Genomic DNA, 22245 nt, shown 5'->3' with positions numbered 1-22245 from the left:
CCGTGCCCGGCGTGGGCGGCGCGGCCTCAGAAGACGATGGTGCGTCGCCCGGAGAGGAAGATCCGGGACTCGGCGTGGTCGCGCACGGCCCGTGAGAGCACGCGCCGTTCGACGTCGCGCCCGATGGCCACGAGGCGCTCCGGCGACTCGGCGTGCGTGACCCGGACGACGTCCTGCTCGATGATCGGGCCTTCGTCGAGGTCGGCCGTGACGTAGTGCGCCGAGGCGCCGATGAGCTTCACGCCGCGGTCGTGGGCCTGGTGGTAGGGCTTGGCGCCCTTGAAGCCGGGCAGGAACGAGTGGTGGATGTTGATGGCCCGACCCTCGAGCGCGGTGCACAGCTGGTCGCTGAGGATCTGCATGTAGCGGGCCAGCACGACGAGCCCGACGTCGTTGCTCTCGACGATCCGCAGCAGCTCGGCCTCGGCGTCGGCCTTGGTCTCGCGCGCGACGGGGATGACGGTGAAGGGCAGGCCGTAGTACTCGACGAGACCCCGGCAGTCCTCGTGGTTGCTGACGACGTCGACGATGTCGATCGGCAGGTCGCCGGACTTCCAGCGGTAGAGCAGGTCGAGCAGGCAGTGGTCGAACTTGCTGACGAGGATGATGGTGCGGCAGTGCTCGTCCTCGGGCCGGGCGGCCAGGTGGTGGTGGGAGATCGCCGGGCTCTGCCGGACGGCCTCGAGAACCTGCTCGACCTCGTGCGGCTCCGCGTCGAAGACGGTGCGCATGAAGAAGAGGCCGGTGTCCTCGTCGGAGTACTGCTGGTTCTCGACGATGTTGGCCGACACGGCGAGCAACGCCGCGGAGACCGCGGCGACGATGCCGGGCCGGTCGTCGCAGGTGAGGGTCATGATGTGCCGGGCCATTGGGGAAGTCTGGCCCAGCGGGCACGTTCCGGGTGAATCGACGCGCGGGACGTCTCGCACTCTGGCCGTCCACACCCCTCTCCCGGCCGACGCACTTGTCCCCAGGCGACGGCGCGCAGGCGCCCGGGATGCTCGCCCCTTCCTACCGTCGCCGTATGCTGTTTCGCCGCTCGCAGCCCCCACCGGACCTCGAGCGCGCGGCCCGGGTCCTCGGCGCCGGGAGCGCCCCGCCGTCGGGTCCGCTGCGGCGCTCGGCGGATCGGGAGGCGGCAGAGCCGAGCCCGGAGATGGAGCGCTCGGAGGCGGAGAGCTCGGACGCGGAGAGCTGGGAGGCGGAGAGCTGGGACGCGGAGCTGCTGGGCTTCTCGAGCGAGGACGCGGAGCAGGCGGGTGGGTGGGTGCCGTCGCCACCCGGATCCTCGGGGCCTGCGGATGTCCCTGGTGGTCCTTCTCCCGCTCCGTCCGGTGGGGCTGCCATGCCTTCCGGCGGGGCTCTCGGGCGCAGGAGCGCGGGCCAGGTCGGCTCGGCCGTGCGCCGACTGACGGCGCGGGCCACCGACGACGAGGTCTCGCTGCTCGACGCCGACCTCCGTCGGGCGCGCCGCCCGGGTCTGTTGACGGTGCCCGACCAGCTCCGCACCGGACGGCGTGGCTTCAGCAGCGCCGCGGTGGTGTCGCTGCTCGCTCTCGTGGTCGCGGTGGCCTGCGCCTTCGTCCTGCGCGTGCTGTGGGCCGAGCGGTCTGCCTCCGGATCGGAGCAGCGGGCGCCGGCGGGGCATGGCGTCCAGGTGGTCGGTGGCACGGCGGCCGGCGCCGCTGGCCCGGCCGCGGGAGCCGGCGCGTGGGCGCAGTCGTCGGCCTCGGCCTCCGCGGAGTCGACCTCAGGCGGCGGGCCCCCGGGCTCCGGACCGTCCGCCGGCGGATCGGCCGGCTCGGCGGTCGTGGTCCACGTCGTGGGCCAGGTGAACCGCCCCGGCCTGGTGCGGCTGCGTCCGGGAGCCCGCGTCGCTGACGCCATCAGCGCAGCCGGGGGCGCCCGGCCGGGCGCGGACCTCTCGGTTCTCAACCTCGCCCGTCTGGTCCAGGACGGCGAGCAGCTCCGGGTTCCCAGGCCCGGGGAGGCGCCGGTGGCAGGAGCCGGCGCTCCGGGTGGAGGCGCCGGTGCCGCGAGCGGGCCCGGGACCTCTTCCGGTTCTGGCGGACCTGTCAGCCTCAACACGGCGGACGCTGCATCCCTGGACGCCCTTCCGGGGGTGGGTCCGGTGCTGGCGCAGCGGATCGTCGACTGGCGCACCGAGCACGGTCGCTTCACCTCCGTCGACGAGCTCGGCGAGGTGAGTGGCATCGGCGACAAGCTGATGGCGCAGCTGCGGCCCAAGGTGACGCTGTGACCGGCGAGTCGCGCCCGACGAGCCGGACGGGTCGCGCGGCCGAGCGCGAGCAGGCGCTGCGCGGCCCGTCGCTGGTCGTCCTGACGGGCCGCGAGACCATCCGGCGAGTCCGACCACGCTCTGTGCGCCGACTCGACCTGCGGTTGCTGGTCCCGGTGGTGCTCGCCTGGCCGGTCCTCGCCTTCGTCGGCCTCGTGGCCCCTGTCTGGCTCGTCGCGACGGGGGCGGTCGTGGCGCTGGCCGTGGCCGCACTTGCGGCGGTGGCCGGTGCGGCCCCGCTGTCGACGCCGGGAGGGGTGGTGGCCGGTTCCAGCCACCGGCCTCGAGCCACTGGGGCGTCAGGTCTCCGGGCAACTGCGGTTGCCTGCGCCGTGCTGGCCCTGCTGCTGGCCTCCGCTGCCGGTCAGCGCGCCGTCCGGTCCGCGGGGCCGCTGGCCGAGCTCGGGGGACAGCGAGCCGTGGCGACCCTGCGGGCGGTGGTCGCCGCCGAACCGCGCCCGGTGCAGGGCGGCCGGCATGGCAGCGAGGACGGCAAGGCGGCGGCGCCGGTGTCGGTCGTCCGCCTCGACGTGACGTGGGTGGTGGCCCGAGGTCGGACAACGGCTGTGAGCAGCCCGGTCCTCGTCATCGGGCAGGGAGCGCAGTGGGCAGCGTTGCACTGGCACGACGAGGTCGAGACGGTGGTGCGCCTGGGGCCGGCGGAGGCGGGCGACGACGTCGTCGCCGTGGCGACGCCGAAGGGTGATCTCCGCGTCGTCGCCGGCCCGGGACCGGTGTTCGACGCAGCGGACTCGGTCCGGGCTCGCCTGCGCGCCGCCACCGAGTCGCTCTGGCCCGACGCCCGCGGCCTCGTCCCGGCGCTCGTCGTCGGCGACACCTCCCGCACGCCATCGGACCTCACGCTGGCGATGCTGCAGACGGGGCTCAGCCACCTGAGCGCCGTCTCCGGCAGCAACGTCACCTTCGTCCTCGCCGCCGTCCTCTGGCTGTGCGGCCTCGTCGGACTCCGTCGGCGGTGGCGCCCGCCGGTGGCGGCCCTGGCACTGCTCGGGTTCGTGGTCCTGGCCCGTCCCGAGCCGAGCGTGGTCCGGGCTGCCGTCATGGGGCTCGTGGGGCTGCTCGCACTGTCGACGTCCCGCCGTCGAGCCGGTCTCCCGGCGCTGGCCGGCGCGATCGTGGTGCTCCTCCTGTGGGACCCGTGGCTCTCCCGGTCTTACGGCTTCGCCCTGTCGACCATCGCCACGCTGGGCCTGCTCGTGCTGGCCGGCCCGTGGGGTCGTGCCATCGCCCGCCGGTTGCCCGGGCCGTTGCGTCCGCTCGGTCCGGTGCTGGCGATCCCGGTGGCGGCCCAGGTGGTCTGCGCCCCGGTCGTCGTCCCCCTCCAGGGCAGCGTCTCGCTCGTGGCGGTGCTGGCCAACCTGCTGGCAGCACCGTTCGTGGCACCGACCACGGTCGTCGGGGTCGCGGTCGGGCTGCTCTCGGTCGTCTGGGTCACGGGGGCCGGCTGGCTGGCGTGGGGGGCTGCCGTGCCGGCGCAGGGCATCGCCGCCGTGGCCCGGTGGTGCGCCGGCCTGCCCTTCGGCAGCCTCGACTGGGGCGACTCGGCCGCTGCCGCAGTCCTGCTCGCGCTGCTGACCGTCGGCGTCCTCCTCACCGCGCCGTGGGCGTGGCACCGCACGAGGCATCGGCCCACCGTGGCCGTCGCGGTCGTGGTCCTCGCGTCCGGTCTCGGGGCTCCGACCGCGGTCCTCGCCTGGCCGCCGCCCGGTTGGGTGCTCATCGCGTGCGACGTCGGGCAGGGTGACGGCCTGGTGGCCGACAACGGTGGTGGTCACGTCGTCGTGGTCGACGCCGGTCCCGAGCCGGAGCCCATGCGTGCCTGCCTCGACCGCATCGGGGCCACGGCTGTCGACCTCGTCGTGCTCACCCACTACCACGCCGACCACGTCGGAGGACTGGCTGCGGTCCTCGAGCGGCCGGTGGCCGAGATCCGGGCCTCCCCGGTGCTGGACCCGCCCGCCGAGGCGGCGCGCGTGTCCCGACTGGCTGTCGCTGGACGCATACCCCTGGCTGAGCTGCGCGCCGGTGAGAGCCTCACCGTGGGCGGCATCAGCGCCGACGTGTGGTGGCCGGCGCGCCGCATCGAGGCCGGTTCGGTGCCCAACAACGGATCCGTCGTCATGACCATGCGCGTCCGCGGCGTCAACATCCTGCTCGCCGGTGACATCGAACGGGAGGCAGCGGGACAGGTGCTGCACGAGACACAGCTGGACCCGCAGCGCTGGGGCCGCATCGACGTGCTCAAGGTGGCGCACCACGGGTCGAGCAACCGGGACGACCGGCTGCTCGACCGGGTCGACGGTCGTCTGGCGCTGATCAGCGTCGGCGCGGACAACGACTACGGGCACCCGGCACCAGCCACCATGAAGGCGTTGCAGGACAGGGGTTTCGAGGTCCACCGCACGGACCTCGAGGGCGATGTGGCGGTCATCGCCGACGGCGGCGAGGTCCGAGCGGTCGGCCGGTGAAGGGTCGGTGACGAGGGTTCGGCGCCGGGTGCCCGCGTCAGGCGGGGTTGATGGGCTCGGACGGCTCGACGGGCGCGTCCTCGGGCCCTGCGGGCGCACGTGGCACGACCTCGGCGTCTGTTGCGTCGTCCGATTCCGTTGCCTCGTCGGCCTCGTCGGCCTCGTCGGCCTCGTCGCTGCCGTCGCCCAGGCCGGCCCGCGCGCCGTCGGTCGCGAGCTCGAAGTCGGAGAAGTCGAAACCGGGGGAGACGAGGCAGCTGACCAGGGCGTCGGCCTCGCCGGGCAGCGTGCGCTGCCACACGCGCGCGGGAACCACCGCCTGCACCACCTCGCCGTCAGCGAGGTCGAGACCGAGGGTCATCGCCTTCGACCCAGGGTCGGGCACCGGGCCGTCGCCCCCGAGCTCGAGGACGACCGAGCCCGTGTGGGCCAGCCAGACCTCGTCGGACGCGACCCGGTGCCAGGCGGACGACTCACCGGCGGGCAGCAGGAAGTGGATGAGGGTGGCCGTCGTGCGCTGCCGCCCGTCGGGCAGTGCCACGGTCTCGGGAGATGCCCAGGTCTGGCGGTACCACCCGCCCTCGGGATGAGGCTGCAGGTCGAGCAGGTCGGCGAGAGCAGGACGCATGTGCCACATCATCGCCCACCGGCCCGACCCTCGTCAGTGCTGGACGTCCCGTCCGGCGGGTTTCGGCGGCCATGGGAAGAACCCGCTCGTGCGCCGCACGTAGTCGACATAGGCCGGTCGGCGGTCGCCGATGTCCTTCTCGAGCAGCTTCTTGCCGGTGCCGGCGTAGAGGTTCCACACCAGGGCGGCGGGGGACAGGATCGTCAGCACACCCGGCCACGCGCTGGCGGCGACCAGGAAGAGCCCGGTCCACACGCACGCGTCCCCGAAGTAGTTCGGGTGGCGGGTGTACCTCCACAGCCCCGTGTCGAGCACCTTGCCGCTGTTGGCCGCCTCGCCGCGGAAGCGCGTCAGCTGCAGGTCCCCGACCGACTCGAAGAACAGGCCGACCGCCCACACCACGACACCGGCCGTGACGACCCAGCCGAGCCCTCCCTCGACGAACATCGCCACCTGCACCGGCAGCGAGACGAACCACATGATGACGCCCTGGGGCAGGTAGATGTGCATGAGGGCGTACGCGTTGGGGTCGCCGTCGGCGCGCGCGAGCATCGCCTCGTAGCGCGGGTCCTCGCCCTTCCCGCGCGATCGGCTCCAGATGTGCGCCGCGAGTCGCAACCCCCACAGCGTCGTGAGCACCAGAGCCAGCCAGCGGCGCAGTCCGTCGCCGTGGCCTGTGCTCGTGAGCAACGCGGTGAACGCGATGGCGACGAAGCCGAGCCCCCACGTGACGTCGATGACGGCCTGCTTGCCGACGCGCAGCGCGACCGCGAAGGTCACGCCGAGCACGACAACGACCGTCACCGCCGTCAGCAGCAGCGTCCGCCCGAAGCCACCGGCGTCGAAGCTCGCGGCGTCGGAGCCTACCTGTGCCAGAGCGGCAGCCGCGGGGCGAGGAGGAGGCAAGGTCGTCAACGCGGACGACACCGCGGTCACCAGGCGCGCACGGACGGCATACCGCTGCGGCCGTCGGCCGTCGGCTTGACCGCGAGGATCTGGTCGACGCCCATGCGCCCCTCCTCGAAGGCGAGGGCCCCACCGACGAGGTAGAGCCGCCACACGCGGGCGACCTCCTCGCCGACCATGGCCACGACCTCGTCCCAGTTGGACTCGAAGGTGTCGTACCACGCGCCGACCGTCCGCACGTAGTGCTCGCGCAGGGCGTGGACGTCGCGGACCTCGAGGCCGGCTTGCTCGATGAGGTCGACGGTCTCGCCGACGGGGCGCATGTGCATGTCGGGGGCGATGAAGGCCTCGATGAACGGGCCGCCTCCGGGCCGCGTCGTGCGTGACATCTGCTGGATCAGGGCCCGACCGCCCGGGCGCAGCAGTCGGTGGATCTGCCCCGTGAACGTGGGGTAGTTCCTCTGCCCGACGTGCTCGCCCATCTCGATCGAGGAGATCGTGTCGAACGGCCCGTCCGGCACCTCGCGGTAGTCCTGCAGCCGGATCTCGACGCGACCTTCGAGGCCCCGCTCGCGGATGCGCTCGTCGATGAAGGCCTTCTGCTCGCTGGAGATCGTGACGCCGACGACCTGTGCGCCGAACTGCTCGGCTGCGTGCAGCGACAGCGACCCCCATCCGCAGCCGATGTCGAGGTGCCGGCCGCCCGGCTCGATGCCGAGCTTGCGGCAGACGAGGTCGAGCTTGTCGCGCTGCGCGTCCTCGACGGCGTAGCCGGCGTCGGTGCTCGTCCAGTAGCCGCAGGAGTAGGCCATGTGCGGGTCGAGGATGAGCGCGTAGAAGTCGTTGGAGAGGTTGTAGTGGTGCTCGATGGCGCTGCGGTCGCGGCTCTTGGTGTGCAGGCGTCCCCGCAGGCGTGCCTGCGAGGCGGGGGGCTCGGGCGGGAGCCCGACGACGCCGAGGTCGAACGCGGTCCGCAGCCCGTTCCTGGCCGCTGCGGCGAGCGTCGCGGCCGGGGGCCGGCCACCGCCGAGGCCCCGCGCGCTGGCCCACACCCGACGGAAGCCGTCGAGCAGGTCGCCTTCCACGTCGAGCTCGCCGGTCACGTAGGCCTGGGCGAGTCCCAGCTCACCGGGGTGGCGCAGCAGCCGCCGCAGCGCGGCAGGGTCGCGCAGCACGACGGTGGGAGCGTCGGTGGGCCCGGCGACCGTCCCGTCCCAGGCCTTGAGGCGGACCGGCAGACGGCCACCGAAGAGCGGCTCCACGACTGCCGCGAGCCGCTGTGCGATCCCGGAGGTGGTGGACCGGGCGAGCGGCGTGCTGGCGGGCGCGTCGGGGCGGTCGTCGGTCAGGGTCATCTCGGTGGCCTCTCGTTCGGGGTCGACTCGGGATGGTTCGGTGCCCGACTCGTTTCGGATGGGTCGGCGCTCGCGAGCCCACTCAGGGTGACACCCCGACGGCCGCCTCTCTCCGTCCGTCGCCCGCCGCCACGAGTCCGTCGGGACCGAGCACGGCGGCCCCGACACCGCCGAAGTACATGTGCGGGCCTGGATAGGCGTGGGACGCAAGGCCGCTCGCCTCGACAGCTGCAGCGATCTCCTCGGAGGGCTCGTGCTCGACGCTGGGCGACCCGTCGTCGAGGAAGCGCACGTGGAGGCGCGGTGCGTCGATGGAGTGCTGCAGGTGATCGCCGCGGAGCAGGCCCCGCCCGAGCACCTGCATGAGCGCGGTGGTGATCCGGTCGGCACCGGGTGAGCCGACGGCCAGCGCGGCGCCCCCTTCACGACGCCCCGTCGTCGGCGCCATGTTGGAGGCGAGGCGTGTGCCGGGCGGCACGGCGTGCAGGCCGAGACGGTTGAGCTCCGGCTCGCCGAGGGCGTTGTTGAGCAGGATGCCGGTGCCCGGGATGACCATGCCGGCGCCGTAACCGGAGGACATCGTGATGGCACAGGCGTTCCCGTGCTCGTCGACCGCGGACACGTGGGCGGTCGAGGCCGAGGTGGGCAGGCCGGCCAGCCCGTGGCGCTCGACGCTCTCGAGCAGCGCGTGCCCGTCGGCGTCGAGGTCGCGGGACCGGTCGTGCACCGAGAGGCGGTAGGCGAGCACCCGCCGCTGGATGTCGATGACCTCGGCCCAGGTCCAGTGCTCGTGCCGCGCGAGCTGCCCCAGCATCGCCGCCAGCATCGGGCCGCCGACCGACGGTGGCGGGTTGAGCGCGACCTGCCAGGAGCCCATCGTCCGCATGGTCGGGGTGCGGACCACGGCCTCGTAGGCCGTCAGGTCGGCCGGGGTGATGAGGCCGCCGTTCGCGGCCATGTCCTGCGCCAGCACCCGGCCCACGGCGCCGGTGGTGAAGAGCGAGACGCCTTGCGCGCCAAGCAGGTCGAGGATGTCGGCGAGGTCGGGGTTGAGCGAGGTCTCGCCGGGCTCGAGCGGGCCGCCGTCGGCGCCGGTGACGAGCGCGTGCGCCTCCGGGTCGTGCCCGAAGAGGGAGTCGCGCACGAGGCCGAGGTAGAGCGCGGCAGCGGCCCCGGTGCGGTAGCCGTCCCTGCAGGCACGAGCGGAGGGCTCGACGAGTCGGCTCCAGGGCAGGCTCCCGAAGCGCTCCGTGGCCACCGAGAGCGCCTGCACCGCACCGGAGTTGGCAACGGAGCCGTGGCCGGCCCCGATGGTGATGCCGCCGCCGTAGTCGGTCCTCACCTGCCGGACGCCCTTGCCGAAGGCCGCCGGGTCGAGCCCGCGCCCGGGCATCTCGACGTTGCCGTCGACGACGACCGGGTCGGCCCCGGACGGCCAGATGTTGACGAACGCGCCGCCCATGAGGCTGACGATTCCCGGCTCGGTGCTCATCGCGGCGAGCGAGGCGGCGACGGCTGCGTCCATGGCGTTCCCGCCCTCGGCCGCGGCCTCGAGGCCCGCGTCGAGGGCCGTCCCGGACGGGGCGGCGACGGCCACGCGCGTCATGAGCCGGCTCTGCCCGTCGAGTGGTACTCCGCGTTCGGCACGAATCCGAGGGCCGTGGAGACCCGGTTGGTGAGGTTGAACATCCCCACCACCTGGACGAGCTCGAGCACCTGGTGGTCGTCCAGTCCGACGGCGCGCAGCGGCTCGAGGTCGGCCTCGGTGACCTCAGCCGGGTGCAGGGTGAGCTTCTCGGCGTAGGAGGCCATCGCGTACTCCCGCTCTGCGAGTCCCGCCTGGCGCCAGTTCGAGGCGACGAGGTCTGCCGTCACGGGGTCGCCGGTGTACTCCCGGAGCGCGGAGCCGTGGCTCACCTCGCAGTACGTGCAGCGGTTGACGCTGCTGACCACGACGGCGAGCAGCTCGCGGTCGGCGTTGCTGAGGTGTCCCTCCTTGTTGACCAGGAGGTTGAAGTAGCCCCACCAGGCGAGGAACTGCTCACCGTTGAGGGCCTGCGCGCGGAAGACGTTGGGCACGAAGCCGAAGGCTTCCTGCGCCTTGTCCCAGAGCCGGCTCACGCCCTCGGGGACGTCGTCGCGATCGGGCACGGGCAGGTAGGAGATGCGTTGACGGTCACCCATGGGGCCACCGTATGCCGCGTGGTGCCGGCGCGCGCGGGCGCGGACCGCGTCGTGTTGGAGGGTCTCAGGCCTTCGCGCCGGCGAGCTGGGCAGGGGAGACGGTGGGGTCGCTGCCGGCGGCCTCGCACAGCGCGTCGAGCGCTGCGGCGACGGCGGGCACGCGCTGCAGGTCCGGGGTGGTGACGGCGAGGATCTGGCGGCGCGACGCGGGAGCGAGCGGCAGCGTCGCGACGTCGTCGTGCTTGGCGGCGTTGAGGATCAGGTCCGGCACCAGGGCCACGCCGAGGCCGGCGGTGACGAGTCCGAGCTGGGCGACGTAGTCCTCGGTCTCGAAGGCGACGTTGGGGCGGAACCCGGCGGTGTCGGCGAGGGAGAGCAGGTGGCCACGACAGCGAGGACACCCGGCGATCCACTCCTCTCCGGCGAAGTCGCTGAGGGTCGCCGCGTCGTCACGGGCGTGCGGGTGCGTGCCGGGCACGACGAGGCGGACCTCGTCGTCCATGAGGCGCCGGGTCACGAGCAGGGAGAGGTCCTCCTCCAGCTCGCCCAGCTCGGCGCCCTCGTAGGCGAAGGCGACCGCGACGTCGCAGTCGCCGCCCCGCAGGGCCGCCAGGGACTCGGGCGGCTCGGCCTCGGTGAAGGTGACGGTGATGTCGGGGTGGCGCGCCTTGAGGATCGCGAGGGTGCGCGGCACGAGCGTCGCCGACGAGCTCGGGAAGGCCTGCAGCCGGACGCGGCCGGCACGCAGCCCGGCGATGGCGGTGATCTCCTCCTCGGCGGCGTCGAGCGCGGCCAGGACGCCGACGGCGTGCCGCGCCAGCACCTGCCCCGCCTCGGTGAGTCGCACCTGGCGGCCGTAGCGCTCGACGAGCACCGTGCCCGTGCGCTGCTCGAGGCGCCGCACCATCTGGGAGATGGCCGGCTGGGTGAAGCCCAGCGCGTTGGCGGCGCTGGTGAAGCTTCCCTCGTCGGCAATGGCCTTCATGACCCGCAGGCCGGCAGCATCGATCATGGGAAAAGCATAACGGATCATTATGGTTCAGGGGGTCGCCCGCGCTTTTCGGGAGGGCCGGCAGCAGACGTAGGCTTTCGCCGTGCAGCAGCCGAACGGCATACCCCCGCAGTCGACCTCCACGACCGGCCGGACCCGGCTCTCCACGACCCGCACCCTGCCGCTCGAGACGCACGACCTGGGGACCTTCGACGACCTCGTGGACCTCGTGAGCGGCGGCGGCGTGGTCGTGCTGTCAGGCGCCGGGCTGTCGACGGAGTCCGGCATCCCCGACTACCGCGGACCCGACGGGACCCGCCGGGTCGAGCCGATGACCTACGGCGAGTTCGCGGGCTCGAGCGAGGCCCGCCGGCGGTACTGGGCGCGCAGCTACATCGGCTGGCAGCGTTTCAACGCCGCCGAGCCCAACGAGGGCCACCACGTCGTCACCGACCTGCAGCAGGCCGGCTACGTGGGACCGATCATCACGCAGAACGTCGACGGGCTGCACCAGGCCTCCGGCGCCACCGACGTCGTGGAGCTGCACGGTTCGCTCGACCGCGCCGTGTGCCTCACCTGTGGTGAGTACACGACGCGAGAAGGCCTGCACGAGAGGATGACCGAGGCCAACCCGGGCTTCATGGACCGGTTCGCCGAGGCGGCCGCCGCCGTCGGCTCGCAGTGGGGCGAGCAGGTCCGACCCGACGGCGACATCGTCCTCGCCGACGCCCTCGTCGAGTCGTTCCACGCACCCCGCTGCCTCGTGTGCGGGCGCGACACCGTCAAGCCGGACGTCGTCTTCTTCGGCGAGTCGGTGCCCAAGACCCTGGTCGAGCGGTGCTTCTCACTCGTGGAGGCTGCCGGCGCGGTGCTCGTGCTCGGCTCCTCACTGTCGGTCATGAGCGGCTACCGCTTCGTGCGACGCGCGCACCAGCGCGACGTGCCGGTCGCCATCGTGACCCGGTCGGCCACCCGCGGTGACAGCGAGGCGACGCTGCGACTGCATGCACCGCTCGGGCCCACCCTGGGCAAGCTCCGCGGGGCACTGGGTCACTGAAGGGGCGTTGGGTCACTGGGCGGTCGGGCCGACGGCGCGTGCCTCGGGCCCCGGGGCGTCGCGCAGGTCCCACAGCTCCTTGGTCTGCACGCCCCAGTAGGTGCCGAAGAGCACGATGATGATGACCTCCGCGATCAGCACCAGGTGGTCGAAGCCGGCCACAGCGAGCGCGGTGACGACCGCGACGCCCAGCGCCACGGCGAGAGCGGCCGCGAGTGCCATGTAGACCCGCTTGTAGACCGAGCCCCGACCGTCCGCCGCGCCTTGGTGTCGCTCCTCGGCGCGGGAGGCGCTCAGCACCATGACGGCGATGACGCCGGCCACCATGGTGACGGCGGCGATCCCGTGGCTCAGGGCGATGAAGCGGTCGCGCAGGACGAGGAAGAGGACCAGCTCGCCGAGCACGACGGCCCCGCACGCGATGCTCACCACGACGGAGCGTGTCGAGCGCGGCCGGCGCGGGTCGCGTCGACCGGGGCGCCCGAGCCAGGCGGCGACGGCGGCGGCGAGCACCGTGACGACGAGCAGCGACCAGATGTTGTTGCGCACGGCCGCGGCGATCTCCGGTGCCGTCTGGGTGTATGCGTTGGGCCCGCAGCGCCCGTCGGGCTCGGTGGGGACCAGGGCGACGACGAAGGCCATCAGTCCCGAGAAGTCGAGGAGCACGTCCTCCTCCGCCGAGTGCCCCTGGTAGGCGATGAGGCCGCCGCCCAGGGCGCAGAGGGCGCCGACGAAGACACCGCGGGCCGGTGTGTAGTAGTACGCGCTGATGGACCCGAGCCAGCACGAGTGGCCGGTCTCCCACCACCACTGGTAGACGACGGAGAGCAGGAGCATGAGCAGCAGGGCGATCATCGCCCCCCGCAGGTAGCGGTAGGTGAGGACGACGTCGCGGGTGCGCTCCTGGGCCATCGGAAAGGGCCGGCTCGGCTGACCGTTGCTCAGATGCGTCGCAGGACCGCGGTGACCTTGCCGAGGATCGTGGCGTGGTCGCCGTCGATGGGGGAGAAGTCGGGGTTGTGCGGCATCAGCCACACATGGCCGTCCTTGCGCTTGAAGGTCTTGACGGTCGCCTCGTTGTCGAGCATGGCGGCGACGATGTCGCCGTTGTCGGCGTGCTGCTGCTGGCGCACCACGACCCAGTCGCCGTCGCAGATGGCCGCCTCGACCATGGAGTCGCCGGTGACCTTGAGCAGGAAGAGCTCGCCCTCGCCGACGAGCTGCCGGGGCAGGGGGAAGACGTCCTCGACGACCTGCTCGGCGGTGATCGGCACACCGGCGGCGATCTGACCGAGCACCGGGACGTAGGAGGCCTGCGGCCGGGCGTCGCCCGAGTCGGTCTCCGTGTCGTACTGGTCTCCGCCGGGGCGCACCGGCTCGACCGAACCGCCGCCTGAGCCGGAGCCTCCTCGCGACCCCCCGCGGTAGCCGAGCTCCTCGGCCTTGGCGTCGGGGGAGACGACCTCGAGGGCCCGCGGGCGGTTGGGGTCGCGGCGGAGGTAGCCCTTGGCAACGAGGGCGTTGAGCTGGTGGGACACGCTCGACGGGCTGGCGAGACCGACGGCGTCGCCGATCTCGCGCATGCTCGGGGGGTAGCCGCGGCGGTCGACGGAGTTGCGGATGACCTCGAGCACGCGCCGCTGTCGGACGGTCAGGCCGTCTCCGGTCTCGCGGTCGGGAAGCTCGGTCACGCCCATGGTGTTCCCTTCGTCGGCTCGTCAGACCGCGTGTGACGCCTGGTGTGTGAGGCCAGTGTCAGTGGTGGCTGCTGAGGTGTCTGGTGTGAGGAAAGACTACGAGTTTCGAACACAGTTGCCAAACATGTGTTCGAGGCGTGTCTCGACTTCACGGCACAGTCGTGCTAGAACTCGTACAGACGTTCTATCGAACACATGTTCGCCGGATCAGGAGCAAGGGGAGGTCACCATGAGCGCCATCGTCCTCGAGGCCGTTCGTCAGCGAGACACCGAGCGTTTCGCCGAGCGGGCCACTGCACGTGGCGGTGCGGGTGCGCCTCGGCCGGACGCCGCACGCGAGGTCGTGTGGGGCGCAGGCGGCGCCGGGCAGCTCACGACGGGCCGGCCGCGCCTGGTACTCGTCCCCACGGGCCGTGAAGCGGTGGCCGTCGCCCGGGCCGCAGCGCCGGCGGTCCGCCTCACGCGCTTCGGCCGGCTGGTGCGAACGCTGCTCGTCGCCGGCGTACTCGCCCTGCTCGGGGTCGGCCTCGCCGGCCAGCTCGCCTCGGCGAGCGGTGACGCCCGCACCGTGACGGTGCACCCGGGACAGACCCTGTCCGGCATCGCGGCCCGCGAGCTGCCCGACGTCTCCGTCGCCGACGGTGTCGTCGAGCTGCAGGTGGCCAACAGCCTGAGCACGTCGCAGATCCACGCCGGCCAGCAGCTCGTCATCCCCGCCCACTGACCGGCAGACCGCCTGTCACCCCAGATCGGCCGCGTTGGCTCCACCTCTGCGGCTGGCGGTTGCGGCGCTTCGACCCCGCCCTGACCGCCCCCGGACGCCGTGTCCCCATTTCGGGGACGCGGCGTTCCGGGTTGTGGGGGGAAGGACGTTCGGGGACGTGCAGCTCGGCTTCAAGCCGCGCTGTCGCCCTCAGGCTCCTGCCCCGTGTCGCCAGGGAGGTCGCCGGGGAGGTCGTCGGGCAGCTCGAACCACACGTTGGTGCCCGGGCCGTCCACGGCGCTGATGCCGATCGTGCCGCCGTGCGCCTCGATGATCCGCCGGACCGTCGCCAGACCGATACCGCTGCCCTGGACCGAGGTCTCGACCCGGTTGAAGAGGCCGAAGACCTTCTCCCGATCGGGCTCCGCGATCCCGATGCCGTTGTCGCGGACCTCGACCCGCCAGCCTCCGTCGATCTGCTCGGCGGCGACGGTCACGACGGGGGCCGTGCCCGGGCGTGCGTACTTCACGGCGTTCGACACGAGGTTGAGCAGGACCGAGTAGAGCTGCTGGCGGTCGACGGCCAGGGTGGGCAGTCGCTCCGCCGTCACGCTCGCCCCACACTCCTCGAGGGTCGCCGCGAGGTCCTCGAGCGCCGAGGCCAGCACCTCGTCCAGGTCCGTGGCGCTCCGCTGCAGCTCGGCGCCGACCCGCGCGTACGACAGGAAACGTTCGATCATCCCGGCCATGCGCGTGGCGGCGCGGTGGGCCGTCGACACCAGCCGCCCCACCCACTCGTCGCCCTGGACCGCATCCTCCTGGCCGAGCAGCTCGGTGCTCGCCATGATCGCCGTCAGGGGCGTGCGCAGGTCGTGGCTCACCTGCCCTGCGAAGACGGAGAGGGCCTCGTTGGAGCGGTGCAGCTCCTGCTGGGTGCGGGTCAGGGCCTCGAGCGAGCTCTCGAGGCGGCGGGTGCGCAGCCGCAGCTCGAGCACGTCGACGACACGCTCGGCGATCGTGGTGAGCGACTGCTCCTGCATGGCATCCAGCTGCCGAGGGTGCGAGTCGAAGACGCAGAGCCTGCCGATGATGACGCCGTCGGGAGTCGCGAGCGGTGCCGACGCGTAGAACCGGACGTTGCCGAGGACGCCCGTCACGAACGGGTTGCGTCGGAACCGCTCGTCGAGGCTCGCGTCGGGCACGAGGACCCGGTCGGTGTGCTCGAGCACGGCGGCGCACATCGAGTCCTCACGGGTGCAGATCGAGGGGTCGAAGCCAGTCGTGGCGACCTGGTGCTGGTGCGTCGTGGTGATGAGGTTGATGGCCGCGCGCGGCGCCTCGCACACCTGGGCGGCGATGTCGACGAGCGCCTGGAGCTCACGCTGGGGCGCCTGCCCGAGCACGTCGTACTCGCGCAACGCGGCCTCACGCCGCTGCGCGCGGTCGGCGGGTGCGGTGGATGTCCGGATCGTCACGAACGGAAGCCTCTGTCATGAGAGCCGTCGGAGCAAGAACCGGTGCCCGCAGCGGTCCGCCGGCGCGGGGGCCCGGGATGCTGGGCCACGGCGCCGGGAGCCCGCGGAGCGCGCACATGGAGGGCGCCGGTGCCGGCGACACCCCCAGATGTAGGGGTCGCTCCCCGCCGACACGCCGCCCCGAATGCGTCGTGCGCGGCGTTTGTGCAGGTCAGCGGCGCAACACGCGCGGAGATGTGCGATCTGCTTGCGGTCTGGGTCACACGACGCCTACAGTTACCCCAACATCTAGTAGTTACACAGATGTAAGACGTCCACATGTAGTCCCCAACGTGACGGGGTTTACACACAGGTCATCCCCAACGTCGTCCCCAGGCCTTCCCCAGGGCGCCGCCGGTTCCACGAACACCGGCGCTGCCTCGGGAAGCGAGCGGGACGGCATACCGGATGGGGTGGACGTTCCATGGACGTCCGAGCTGGGAGAGGGAGGTGGCCAGACGTGCACTGTCCGTTCTGTCGCCACACCGACTCGCGGGTCATCGACTCGCGCACCACGGACGACGGCGCGTGCATCCGCCGCCGTCGCCAGTGCCCCCAGTGCAACCGCCGCTTCACCACGCTGGAGACCTCGAGCCTCAACGTGATCAAGCGGTCGGGAGCCTCCGAGCCGTTCAGCCGGGCCAAGGTGCTCTCGGGCGTGCGCAAGGCATGCCAGGGACGGCCCGTCAGTGAGGACGACCTGGCCCTCCTCGCCCAGAAGGTCGAGGAGGCGATCCGGTCGCAGGGAAACGCCGAGATCGAGGCGCACGAGGTCGGCATGGCCGTGCTCGAACCGCTCCGCGAGCTCGACGAGGTCGCCTACCTCAGGTTCGCCAGCGTCTACCAGGCGTGGGAGAGCCTCGAGGACTTCGAAGGAGCCATCGCGCTCCTGCGAGCCGAGCGCGCCGCGCTGGGGGAGGAGCCGCCGGCTCCTTCCCGGGTCGACGAGCTCGGCGCCCAGCGGTAACACCCTCCACCACCGGTACCACCCCGGACGCACCACCGCGCCCCCGGCGCGCGCACCAGCACTGTCGGTGCTCCACGCAAGACTCATCCCAGCAGCAGATTCGGTCAGGGAGGCCGCACGACATGACGGAGATCGGTAACCGCAGCCCACGCTCGAAGGCTGGCGCCAAGGGCGTCAAGATCGAGCGCATCTACACCACCCCCGGCGTCCACCCGTACGACGAGGTGACGTGGGAGAAGCGCGACGTCGTCCAGCAGAACTGGAAGACGGGAGAGACGATCTTCGAGCAGCGCGGCGTCGAGTTCCCCGACTTCTGGTCGGTCAACGCGAGCACGATCGTGACCACCAAGTACTTCCGCGGCGCCGTCGGCACCGCCGCCCGTGAGACCTCGCTCAAGCAGCTCATCGACCGTGTCGTGCTGACCTACGTCGCCGCCGGCAAGAGCAACGGCTACTTCGCCTCGCCCGAGGACGCCGAGATCTTCGAGCACGAGCTCACGCACGCCCTCCTGCACCAGGTCTTCTCGTTCAACTCGCCCGTGTGGTTCAACGTCGGCACCAAGAGCCCGCAGCAGGTGTCCGCCTGCTTCATCCTCTCCGTCGACGACTCCATGGACTCGATCCTCAACTGGTACAAGGAAGAGGGGAAGATCTTCCAGGGCGGCTCCGGCGCCGGCCTCAACCTCTCCCGCATCCGCTCCTCCAAGGAGCTGCTCTCCTCGGGCGGCACGGCCTCCGGCCCGGTCTCCTTCATGCGCGGCGCGGACGCCTCGGCCGGCACGATCAAGTCCGGCGGTGCCACGCGCCGTGCGGCCAAGATGGTCGTGCTCGACGTCGACCACCCCGACATCGAGGAGTTCGTCGAGACGAAGGCGCGCGAGGAGGACAAGATCCGTGCCCTGCGCGACGCCGGGTTCGACATGGACCTCGGCGGCAAGGACATCGTCTCGGTCCAGTACCAGAACGCCAACAACTCGGTCCGCGTCAACGACGAGTTCATGAAGGCCGTCCAGGACGGCACGACGTTCGGGCTGCGCTCGCGCCTCGACGGCTCCGTCATCGAGGAGGTCGACGCCCGCGAGCTCTTCGGCAAGATCGCCAAGGCCGCGTGGGAGTGCGCCGACCCGGGCATCCAGTACGACGACACGATCAACGCCTGGCACACCAACCCGGAGACCGGGCGCATCACGGCCTCCAACCCGTGCTCCGAGTACATGTCGCTCGACAACTCCTCGTGCAACCTCGCCTCGCTCAACCTGCTGAAGTTCCTGCGCGACGACGACACCTTCGACGCCGTCACCTTCCAGAAGGTCGTCGAGCTCGTCATCACGGCGATGGACATCTCGATCTGCTTCGCCGACTTCCCGACCGAGCCCATCGGCGAGACGACGCGCAACTACCGCCAGCTCGGCATCGGCTACGCCAACCTCGGCGCGCTGCTGATGGCGACCGGCCACGGCTACGACTCCGAGGGTGGCCGCTCGCTCGCCGCCGCCATCACCTCGCTGCTCACAGGTGCCGCCTACAAGCGCTCCGCCGAGATGGCCGGTGTCGTCGGCGCCTACGCCGGCTACGCCCGCAACGCCGAGGCCCACAAGCGCGTCATGCGCAAGCACCAGGCCGCCAACGACAACATCAAGACCCTCGACGCGATGGACTCCGACATCCACACGCTCGCGACGAAGGCGTGGGACGACGTCGTCAAGCTCGGTGAGAAGCACGGCTACCGCAACGCCCAGGCGTCGGTGCTGGCCCCCACCGGCACCATCGGCTTCATGATGGACTGCGACACGACCGGCATCGAGCCGGACTTCTCGCTCGTGAAGTTCAAGAAGCTCGTCGGTGGCGGCTCGATGCAGATCGTCAACCTGACGATCCCGCGTGCGTTGAAGAAGCTCGGCTACCAGCAGGAGTCGATCGAGGCCATCGTCGAGTACATCGCCGACAAGGGCCACGTCATCGACGCGCCGGGTCTCAAGCCCGAGCACTACGAGGTCTTCGACACCGCCATGGGCGCCCGCGCCATCCCGCCGATGGGCCACGTGCGCATGATGGCGGCGACCCAGCCGTTCCTGTCCGGTGCCATCTCCAAGACGGTCAACCTGCCCGAGACGGCGACGGTCGAGGAGATCGAGGACGTCTACATGCAGGGCTGGAAGCTCGGCATCAAGGCGCTCGCCGTCTACCGCGACAACTGCAAGGTCGGCCAGCCCCTGTCCGACGGTGGATCGACGGCCAAGGACAACAAGGCTGCTGCCGACGCTGCTGCCGCGGACGTCAAGGTCGAGAAGGTCATCGAGTACCGCCCGGTCCGTCGCCGCCTGCCCAAGCGCCGTTCGTCGCAGACGACGTCGTTCGCAGTCGGTGGCGCCGAGGGATACCTCACGGCCGGCACCTACGACGACCAGCAGCTCGGCGAGATCTTCCTCAAGTTCGGCAAGCAGGGCTCGACCCTGGCCGGCGTGATGGACGCCTTCTCGATCGCCGTCTCCATCGGCCTGCAGTACGGCGTTCCGCTCGAGACCTTCGTCGAGAAGTTCACCAACCTGCGGTTCGAGCCGGCCGGGCTGACCGACGACCCGGACGTCCGCATGGCGCAGTCGATCATGGACTACGTCTTCCGCCGCCTCGCGCTCGACTACCTCGACTTCGACACCCGTTCGTTCATGGGCATCCACACGGCTGCCGAGCGGGCCCGTCAGGTCGAGACCGGCTCCTACGAGGCCGTCGAGTCCGACGAGTCCGACGAGGAGCTCGAGGAGGAGCTCGAGTCGCTGCAGCAGTCGGCCCCGGTCTCGAAGAAGTCCGAGCCCAAGGCCGACGAGGCGACGAAGACCGAGTCCAAGGGCGTGGCCGCCGACGTCAAGTTCGGCGCCGGCGCGGCTTCTGCTCGTGAGGCCTCGGGCGACGTCCACAGCTCCGCCGAGCTGCTCGAGAAGTTCGGCGGCATCACGGCTGACGCACCGATCTGCATGACCTGCGGCACCAAGATGCGCCCCGCCGGCTCCTGCTACGTCTGCGAGGGTTGCGGCAGCACCAGCGGCTGCAGCTGATGTCACCGGTCAAGGAATGTCATGAAGGGAATTCTCACGGCTGACATTCCACTGGCCAGCAACGTCACGGACTTGTTCACGTGACATTCGTTCAGGGCAACGGCCCGGCTCTCAAGGTAGAGCCGGGCCGTTGCCCTTGCGAGACGGCGAGCGTGGGCACTGGCCACTTCACAGCGAGGACCGAGGAACCCATGCGCATGCGGCCGGCGTTTTTGGGCCGTCAAGGCGTCCTGCGGTTGAGTCGATGATCTGACGCCCAAGAGCGCCGGGACGGGCCCAGCGCGTTGTCGCGCATCGTCACCCGGTCGGGATGAGGCCCCGGTGCCAAAACCCCGAGGCCATGCTCCGCCTGGCGTGGCGAAGGCCTTCCACCAGAGGCGTCGCTCGGCGTCGGGCCGGGTGTGCATCATCCGCCTCACGCTCGTGGGGTGATGCCGGGATGGCGGCGCCGTGGAAGCGTCGGACGGACCGTTGGCACCAGAGAAGGAAGCACCCATGCCTCTCGACTTCGACAGCCGAACCGACTTCGACAACGCGGACCGTGGTTTCATCGCGACGCTCCAGCCGGTGACGATCGCCGGCCAGCAAGGGCGCGTGGCCATGGACACGTCCGGATACGGGTTCCTCCAGGGAGAGTGTCCCGAGACCGTGCATCCGAGCCTGTTCCGTCAGGCTCAGCTCAGCTGGAAGAACGGCCTCTACGAGGTCGTCGAGGGCGTCTACCAGGTGCGGGGGTTCGACCTGTCGAACATGACGCTGGTGGAGGGCGACGAGGGCGTCATCGTCATCGATCCCCTCTGCTCGGCTGAGCCCGCCGCCGCTGGCCTTGCGCTCTACAGGGAGCACCGGGGCAACCGGCCGGTGGCCGCCGTGATCTACAGCCACTCGCACATCGACCACTTCGGCGGCGTCCTCAGCGTCCTGCCCGACGGCGCGGGAGACGTGCCGATCATCGCCCCCGAGGGATTCCTGGAGCACGCGGTGTCGGAGAACGTCTACGCGGGCGGCGCGATGGTCCGCCGCGGTATGTACATGGCGGGGGCCACGATTGCACCTGGTCCCGAGGGGCAGGTCAGTGCCGGTCTGGGCATCGCGACCTCGGCAGGCACCGTGGGACTGCTGCCGCCGACTCTCGACGTCACGCACACCGGGCAGGTGGAGACGGTCGACGGTGTCGCGATCGAGTTCCAGATGACCCCCGGCACGGAGGCGCCTGCCGAGATGAACTTCTACATCCCGCGGTACCGCGCTCTGTGCATGGCCGAGAACGCCTCGCACACCCTGCACAACGTCCTGACGCTGCGCGGCGCCCTCGTGCGTGATGCTCGCGCGTGGTCGCGCTACCTCGATGAGGCCATCGAGATCTTCTGCGTCGGTGGTGGCGAGTCGGGCAGCGTGCCGGAGGTGGCGTTCGGCTCCCACCACTGGCCGACATGGGGCATCGAGCCCATCATCGGGTGGCTGTCAGAGCAGCGAGACATGTACGCCTTCATGCACGACCAGACCCTGCGGGCGTTGAACAAGGGCGCCACCGGCCTCGAGATCGCCGAAGACTTCCAGCTCCCGCCCGTCCTCGATGCTGCCTTCCACGTGCGGGGCTACTACGGGTCGGTGAGTCACGACGTCAAGGCGGTCTACCAGCGGTACCTCGGCTGGTTCGACGGCCATCCGACATCGCTGTGGCAGCACCCGCCCCAGGCCGCGGCCACGCGCTACGCCGAAGCCTTCGGCGGCGTGGACACCCTCGTGTCGAAGGGCAGGGAGTTCGCCGACCGGGGCGACCTGCGCTTCGCGGCGGAACTGCTCAAGCACGCGGTCTTCGCCGACCCGGACAACGCGTCGGCCAGGCAGGCGCTGGCCGACGTCTACGGGCAGCTCGGGTTCGGCGCGGAGAACGCGCTCTGGCGCAACTTCTATCTCACCGGCCGACACGAGCTGCTGCACGGGGTCACCCCGAACCCGGTGACCAACGTGGGCGGCGGTATGGCGATCGCCCTCACGGTCGAGCAGCTCTTCGACACCCTCGCCATCCGTCTCGACGGCCTTCGCGCAGCCGAGGTCCGCAGCACGATCGTGTGGCGCTTCACCGACCAGCACCTCGTCGTGCGGACCGCGCTGTCCAACGGGGCCCTCATCCAGACCCCGAACCCGCGGAACACGGACGGCGCCGACCTCGAGGTGACGCTGACGAAGCCCCAGCTGCTCGGCATCGTCGGTGGCCGCGGACTCGACGGCCTCGGCACGAGCGGGGACGTCGAGGCGCTCAAGCGTCTCCTCGAACTCCTGGAGGAGTCCGAGGACACCTTCCCAGTGGTGACGCCATGACCTAGAAGGGGTGGCCGGAGCGTGCACCGCTGTGGGGCTGACGTCCGCGGAGCGGGCCGTTTTCCGTCGGGCGGTCG

The 22245-nt window shown here is 71.3% G+C and carries 17 protein-coding genes; 7 read left to right on the top strand and 10 right to left on the bottom strand.

The features are described from left to right. Positions 1 to 26 precede the first annotated feature (26 nt). Positions 27 to 869, bottom strand: a complete 843-nt coding sequence (gene purU / locus ABD241_RS15755) for a formyltetrahydrofolate deformylase (protein WP_344064666.1) — start codon at positions 867 to 869, stop codon at positions 27 to 29. A 155-nt stretch (positions 870 to 1024) separates the two neighbouring features. On the opposite strand from purU, the gene ABD241_RS15750 reads away from it, so the two are divergent. Both ABD241_RS15750 and ABD241_RS15745 read left to right on the top strand, forming a co-directional pair. Beyond that, complete coding sequence (locus tag ABD241_RS15750; RefSeq protein WP_344064663.1) at positions 1025 to 2260, top strand: ComEA family DNA-binding protein; 1236 nt, start codon at positions 1025 to 1027, stop codon at positions 2258 to 2260. Next, a complete protein-coding gene (locus ABD241_RS15745) occupies positions 2257 to 4788 on the top strand; it encodes a ComEC/Rec2 family competence protein (RefSeq protein WP_344064659.1) in 2532 nt (843 codons plus the stop codon). Before ABD241_RS15750 ends, ABD241_RS15745 begins: the two co-directional genes overlap by 4 nt. 37 nt (positions 4789 to 4825) lie before the next feature. Here the strand turns inward: ABD241_RS15745 and ABD241_RS15740 are convergent, their stop codons facing one another. From ABD241_RS15740 to ABD241_RS15715, 6 genes are all read right to left on the bottom strand, one after another. Further along, positions 4826 to 5416 carry a cupin domain-containing protein gene (locus tag ABD241_RS15740; RefSeq protein ID WP_344064657.1) on the bottom strand — a complete coding sequence of 197 codons (591 nt, stop codon included), beginning with the start codon at positions 5414 to 5416 and terminating at the stop codon, positions 4826 to 4828. Between the two features lie 33 nt (positions 5417 to 5449). Beyond that, positions 5450 to 6343 carry a DUF1295 domain-containing protein gene (locus tag ABD241_RS15735; RefSeq protein WP_344064654.1) on the bottom strand — a complete coding sequence of 298 codons (894 nt, stop codon included), beginning with the start codon at positions 6341 to 6343 and terminating at the stop codon, positions 5450 to 5452. A 5-nt stretch (positions 6344 to 6348) separates the two neighbouring features. Further along, positions 6349 to 7677 carry a class I SAM-dependent methyltransferase gene (locus ABD241_RS15730; RefSeq protein WP_344064651.1) on the bottom strand — a complete coding sequence of 443 codons (1329 nt, stop codon included), beginning with the start codon at positions 7675 to 7677 and terminating at the stop codon, positions 6349 to 6351. An 82-nt stretch (positions 7678 to 7759) separates the two neighbouring features. Further along, a complete protein-coding gene (locus ABD241_RS15725; protein WP_344064648.1) occupies positions 7760 to 9283 on the bottom strand; it encodes a gamma-glutamyltransferase in 1524 nt (507 codons plus the stop codon). Beyond that, positions 9280 to 9861, bottom strand: coding sequence for a peroxidase-related enzyme (locus tag ABD241_RS15720; protein WP_344064645.1), 582 nt, complete (start codon positions 9859 to 9861; stop codon positions 9280 to 9282). Before ABD241_RS15720 ends, ABD241_RS15725 begins: the two co-directional genes overlap by 4 nt. A gap of 64 nt (positions 9862 to 9925) precedes the next feature. Further along, positions 9926 to 10873, bottom strand: a complete 948-nt coding sequence (locus ABD241_RS15715) for a LysR substrate-binding domain-containing protein (RefSeq protein ID WP_142186225.1) — start codon at positions 10871 to 10873, stop codon at positions 9926 to 9928. 82 nt (positions 10874 to 10955) lie between these two features. On the opposite strand from ABD241_RS15715, the gene ABD241_RS15710 reads away from it, so the two are divergent. Beyond that, positions 10956 to 11909, top strand: a complete 954-nt coding sequence (locus tag ABD241_RS15710) for a Sir2 family NAD-dependent protein deacetylase (protein ID WP_344064639.1) — start codon at positions 10956 to 10958, stop codon at positions 11907 to 11909. A 12-nt stretch (positions 11910 to 11921) separates the two neighbouring features. Here the strand turns inward: ABD241_RS15710 and ABD241_RS15705 are convergent, their stop codons facing one another. Next, positions 11922 to 12821, bottom strand: coding sequence for a hypothetical protein (locus ABD241_RS15705; RefSeq protein ID WP_344064636.1), 900 nt, complete (start codon positions 12819 to 12821; stop codon positions 11922 to 11924). 29 nt (positions 12822 to 12850) lie between these two features. Further along, a complete protein-coding gene (gene lexA, locus ABD241_RS15700; RefSeq protein WP_344064634.1) occupies positions 12851 to 13606 on the bottom strand; it encodes a transcriptional repressor LexA in 756 nt (251 codons plus the stop codon). 229 nt (positions 13607 to 13835) lie between these two features. Between lexA and ABD241_RS15695 the strand changes: the two genes are divergently transcribed. After that, positions 13836 to 14330 (top strand): LysM peptidoglycan-binding domain-containing protein, encoded by a 495-nt coding sequence (locus tag ABD241_RS15695; protein WP_344064631.1) that lies wholly within the window; start codon positions 13836 to 13838, stop codon positions 14328 to 14330. Positions 14331 to 14500: 170 nt separating this feature from the next. Here ABD241_RS15695 and ABD241_RS15690 read toward each other — a convergent pair whose 3' ends face one another. After that, complete coding sequence (locus ABD241_RS15690) at positions 14501 to 15784, bottom strand: sensor histidine kinase (RefSeq protein ID WP_344064628.1); 1284 nt, start codon at positions 15782 to 15784, stop codon at positions 14501 to 14503. Between the two features lie 499 nt (positions 15785 to 16283). Here ABD241_RS15690 and nrdR point away from each other — a divergent pair, with 499 nt between their 5' ends. From nrdR to ABD241_RS15675, 3 genes are all read left to right on the top strand, one after another. Beyond that, positions 16284 to 16790: a transcriptional regulator NrdR gene (gene nrdR, locus ABD241_RS15685; protein WP_344064625.1), complete on the top strand. Its 507-nt coding sequence runs from the start codon at positions 16284 to 16286 to the stop codon at positions 16788 to 16790. A 122-nt stretch (positions 16791 to 16912) separates the two neighbouring features. Continuing rightward, the gene (locus tag ABD241_RS15680) at positions 16913 to 19843 is read left to right on the top strand and encodes a vitamin B12-dependent ribonucleotide reductase (RefSeq protein ID WP_344064623.1); all 2931 of its coding nucleotides are present in this window, start codon (positions 16913 to 16915) and stop codon (positions 19841 to 19843) included. 495 nt (positions 19844 to 20338) lie between these two features. Continuing rightward, positions 20339 to 22168 (top strand): alkyl/aryl-sulfatase, encoded by a 1830-nt coding sequence (locus ABD241_RS15675; protein ID WP_344064620.1) that lies wholly within the window; start codon positions 20339 to 20341, stop codon positions 22166 to 22168. The last annotated feature ends 77 nt before the right edge of the window (positions 22169 to 22245 follow it).

Origin of the sequence: Terrabacter lapilli, from assembly GCF_039531305.1 — a bacterium.
Taxonomy (GTDB): Bacteria; Actinomycetota; Actinomycetes; order Actinomycetales; family Dermatophilaceae; genus Terrabacter; species Terrabacter lapilli.
The sequence above is the reverse complement of the archived record's forward strand: the minus strand, read 5'-3'. Positions and strand labels throughout refer to the sequence as shown.

Bases quoted from the DNA above. Each gene is read 5' to 3' on its own strand.
- purU (WP_344064666.1), bottom strand. From the start codon at position 869: ATGGCCCGGCACATCATGACCCTCACCTGCGACGACCGGCCCGGCATC.
- ABD241_RS15750 (WP_344064663.1), top strand. From the start codon at position 1,025: ATGCTGTTTCGCCGCTCGCAGCCCCCACCGGACCTCGAGCGCGCGGCC.
- ABD241_RS15740 (WP_344064657.1), bottom strand. From the start codon at position 5,416: ATGCGTCCTGCTCTCGCCGACCTGCTCGACCTGCAGCCTCATCCCGAG.
- ABD241_RS15730 (WP_344064651.1), bottom strand. From the start codon at position 7,677: ATGACCCTGACCGACGACCGCCCCGACGCGCCCGCCAGCACGCCGCTC.
- ABD241_RS15725 (WP_344064648.1), bottom strand. From the start codon at position 9,283: ATGACGCGCGTGGCCGTCGCCGCCCCGTCCGGGACGGCCCTCGACGCG.
- ABD241_RS15720 (WP_344064645.1), bottom strand. From the start codon at position 9,861: ATGGGTGACCGTCAACGCATCTCCTACCTGCCCGTGCCCGATCGCGAC.
- ABD241_RS15715 (WP_142186225.1), bottom strand. From the start codon at position 10,873: ATGATCGATGCTGCCGGCCTGCGGGTCATGAAGGCCATTGCCGACGAG.
- ABD241_RS15705 (WP_344064636.1), bottom strand. From the start codon at position 12,821: ATGGCCCAGGAGCGCACCCGCGACGTCGTCCTCACCTACCGCTACCTG.
- lexA (WP_344064634.1), bottom strand. From the start codon at position 13,606: ATGGGCGTGACCGAGCTTCCCGACCGCGAGACCGGAGACGGCCTGACC.
- ABD241_RS15695 (WP_344064631.1), top strand. From the start codon at position 13,836: ATGAGCGCCATCGTCCTCGAGGCCGTTCGTCAGCGAGACACCGAGCGT.
- ABD241_RS15680 (WP_344064623.1), top strand. From the start codon at position 16,913: ATGACGGAGATCGGTAACCGCAGCCCACGCTCGAAGGCTGGCGCCAAG.
- ABD241_RS15675 (WP_344064620.1), top strand. From the start codon at position 20,339: ATGCCTCTCGACTTCGACAGCCGAACCGACTTCGACAACGCGGACCGT.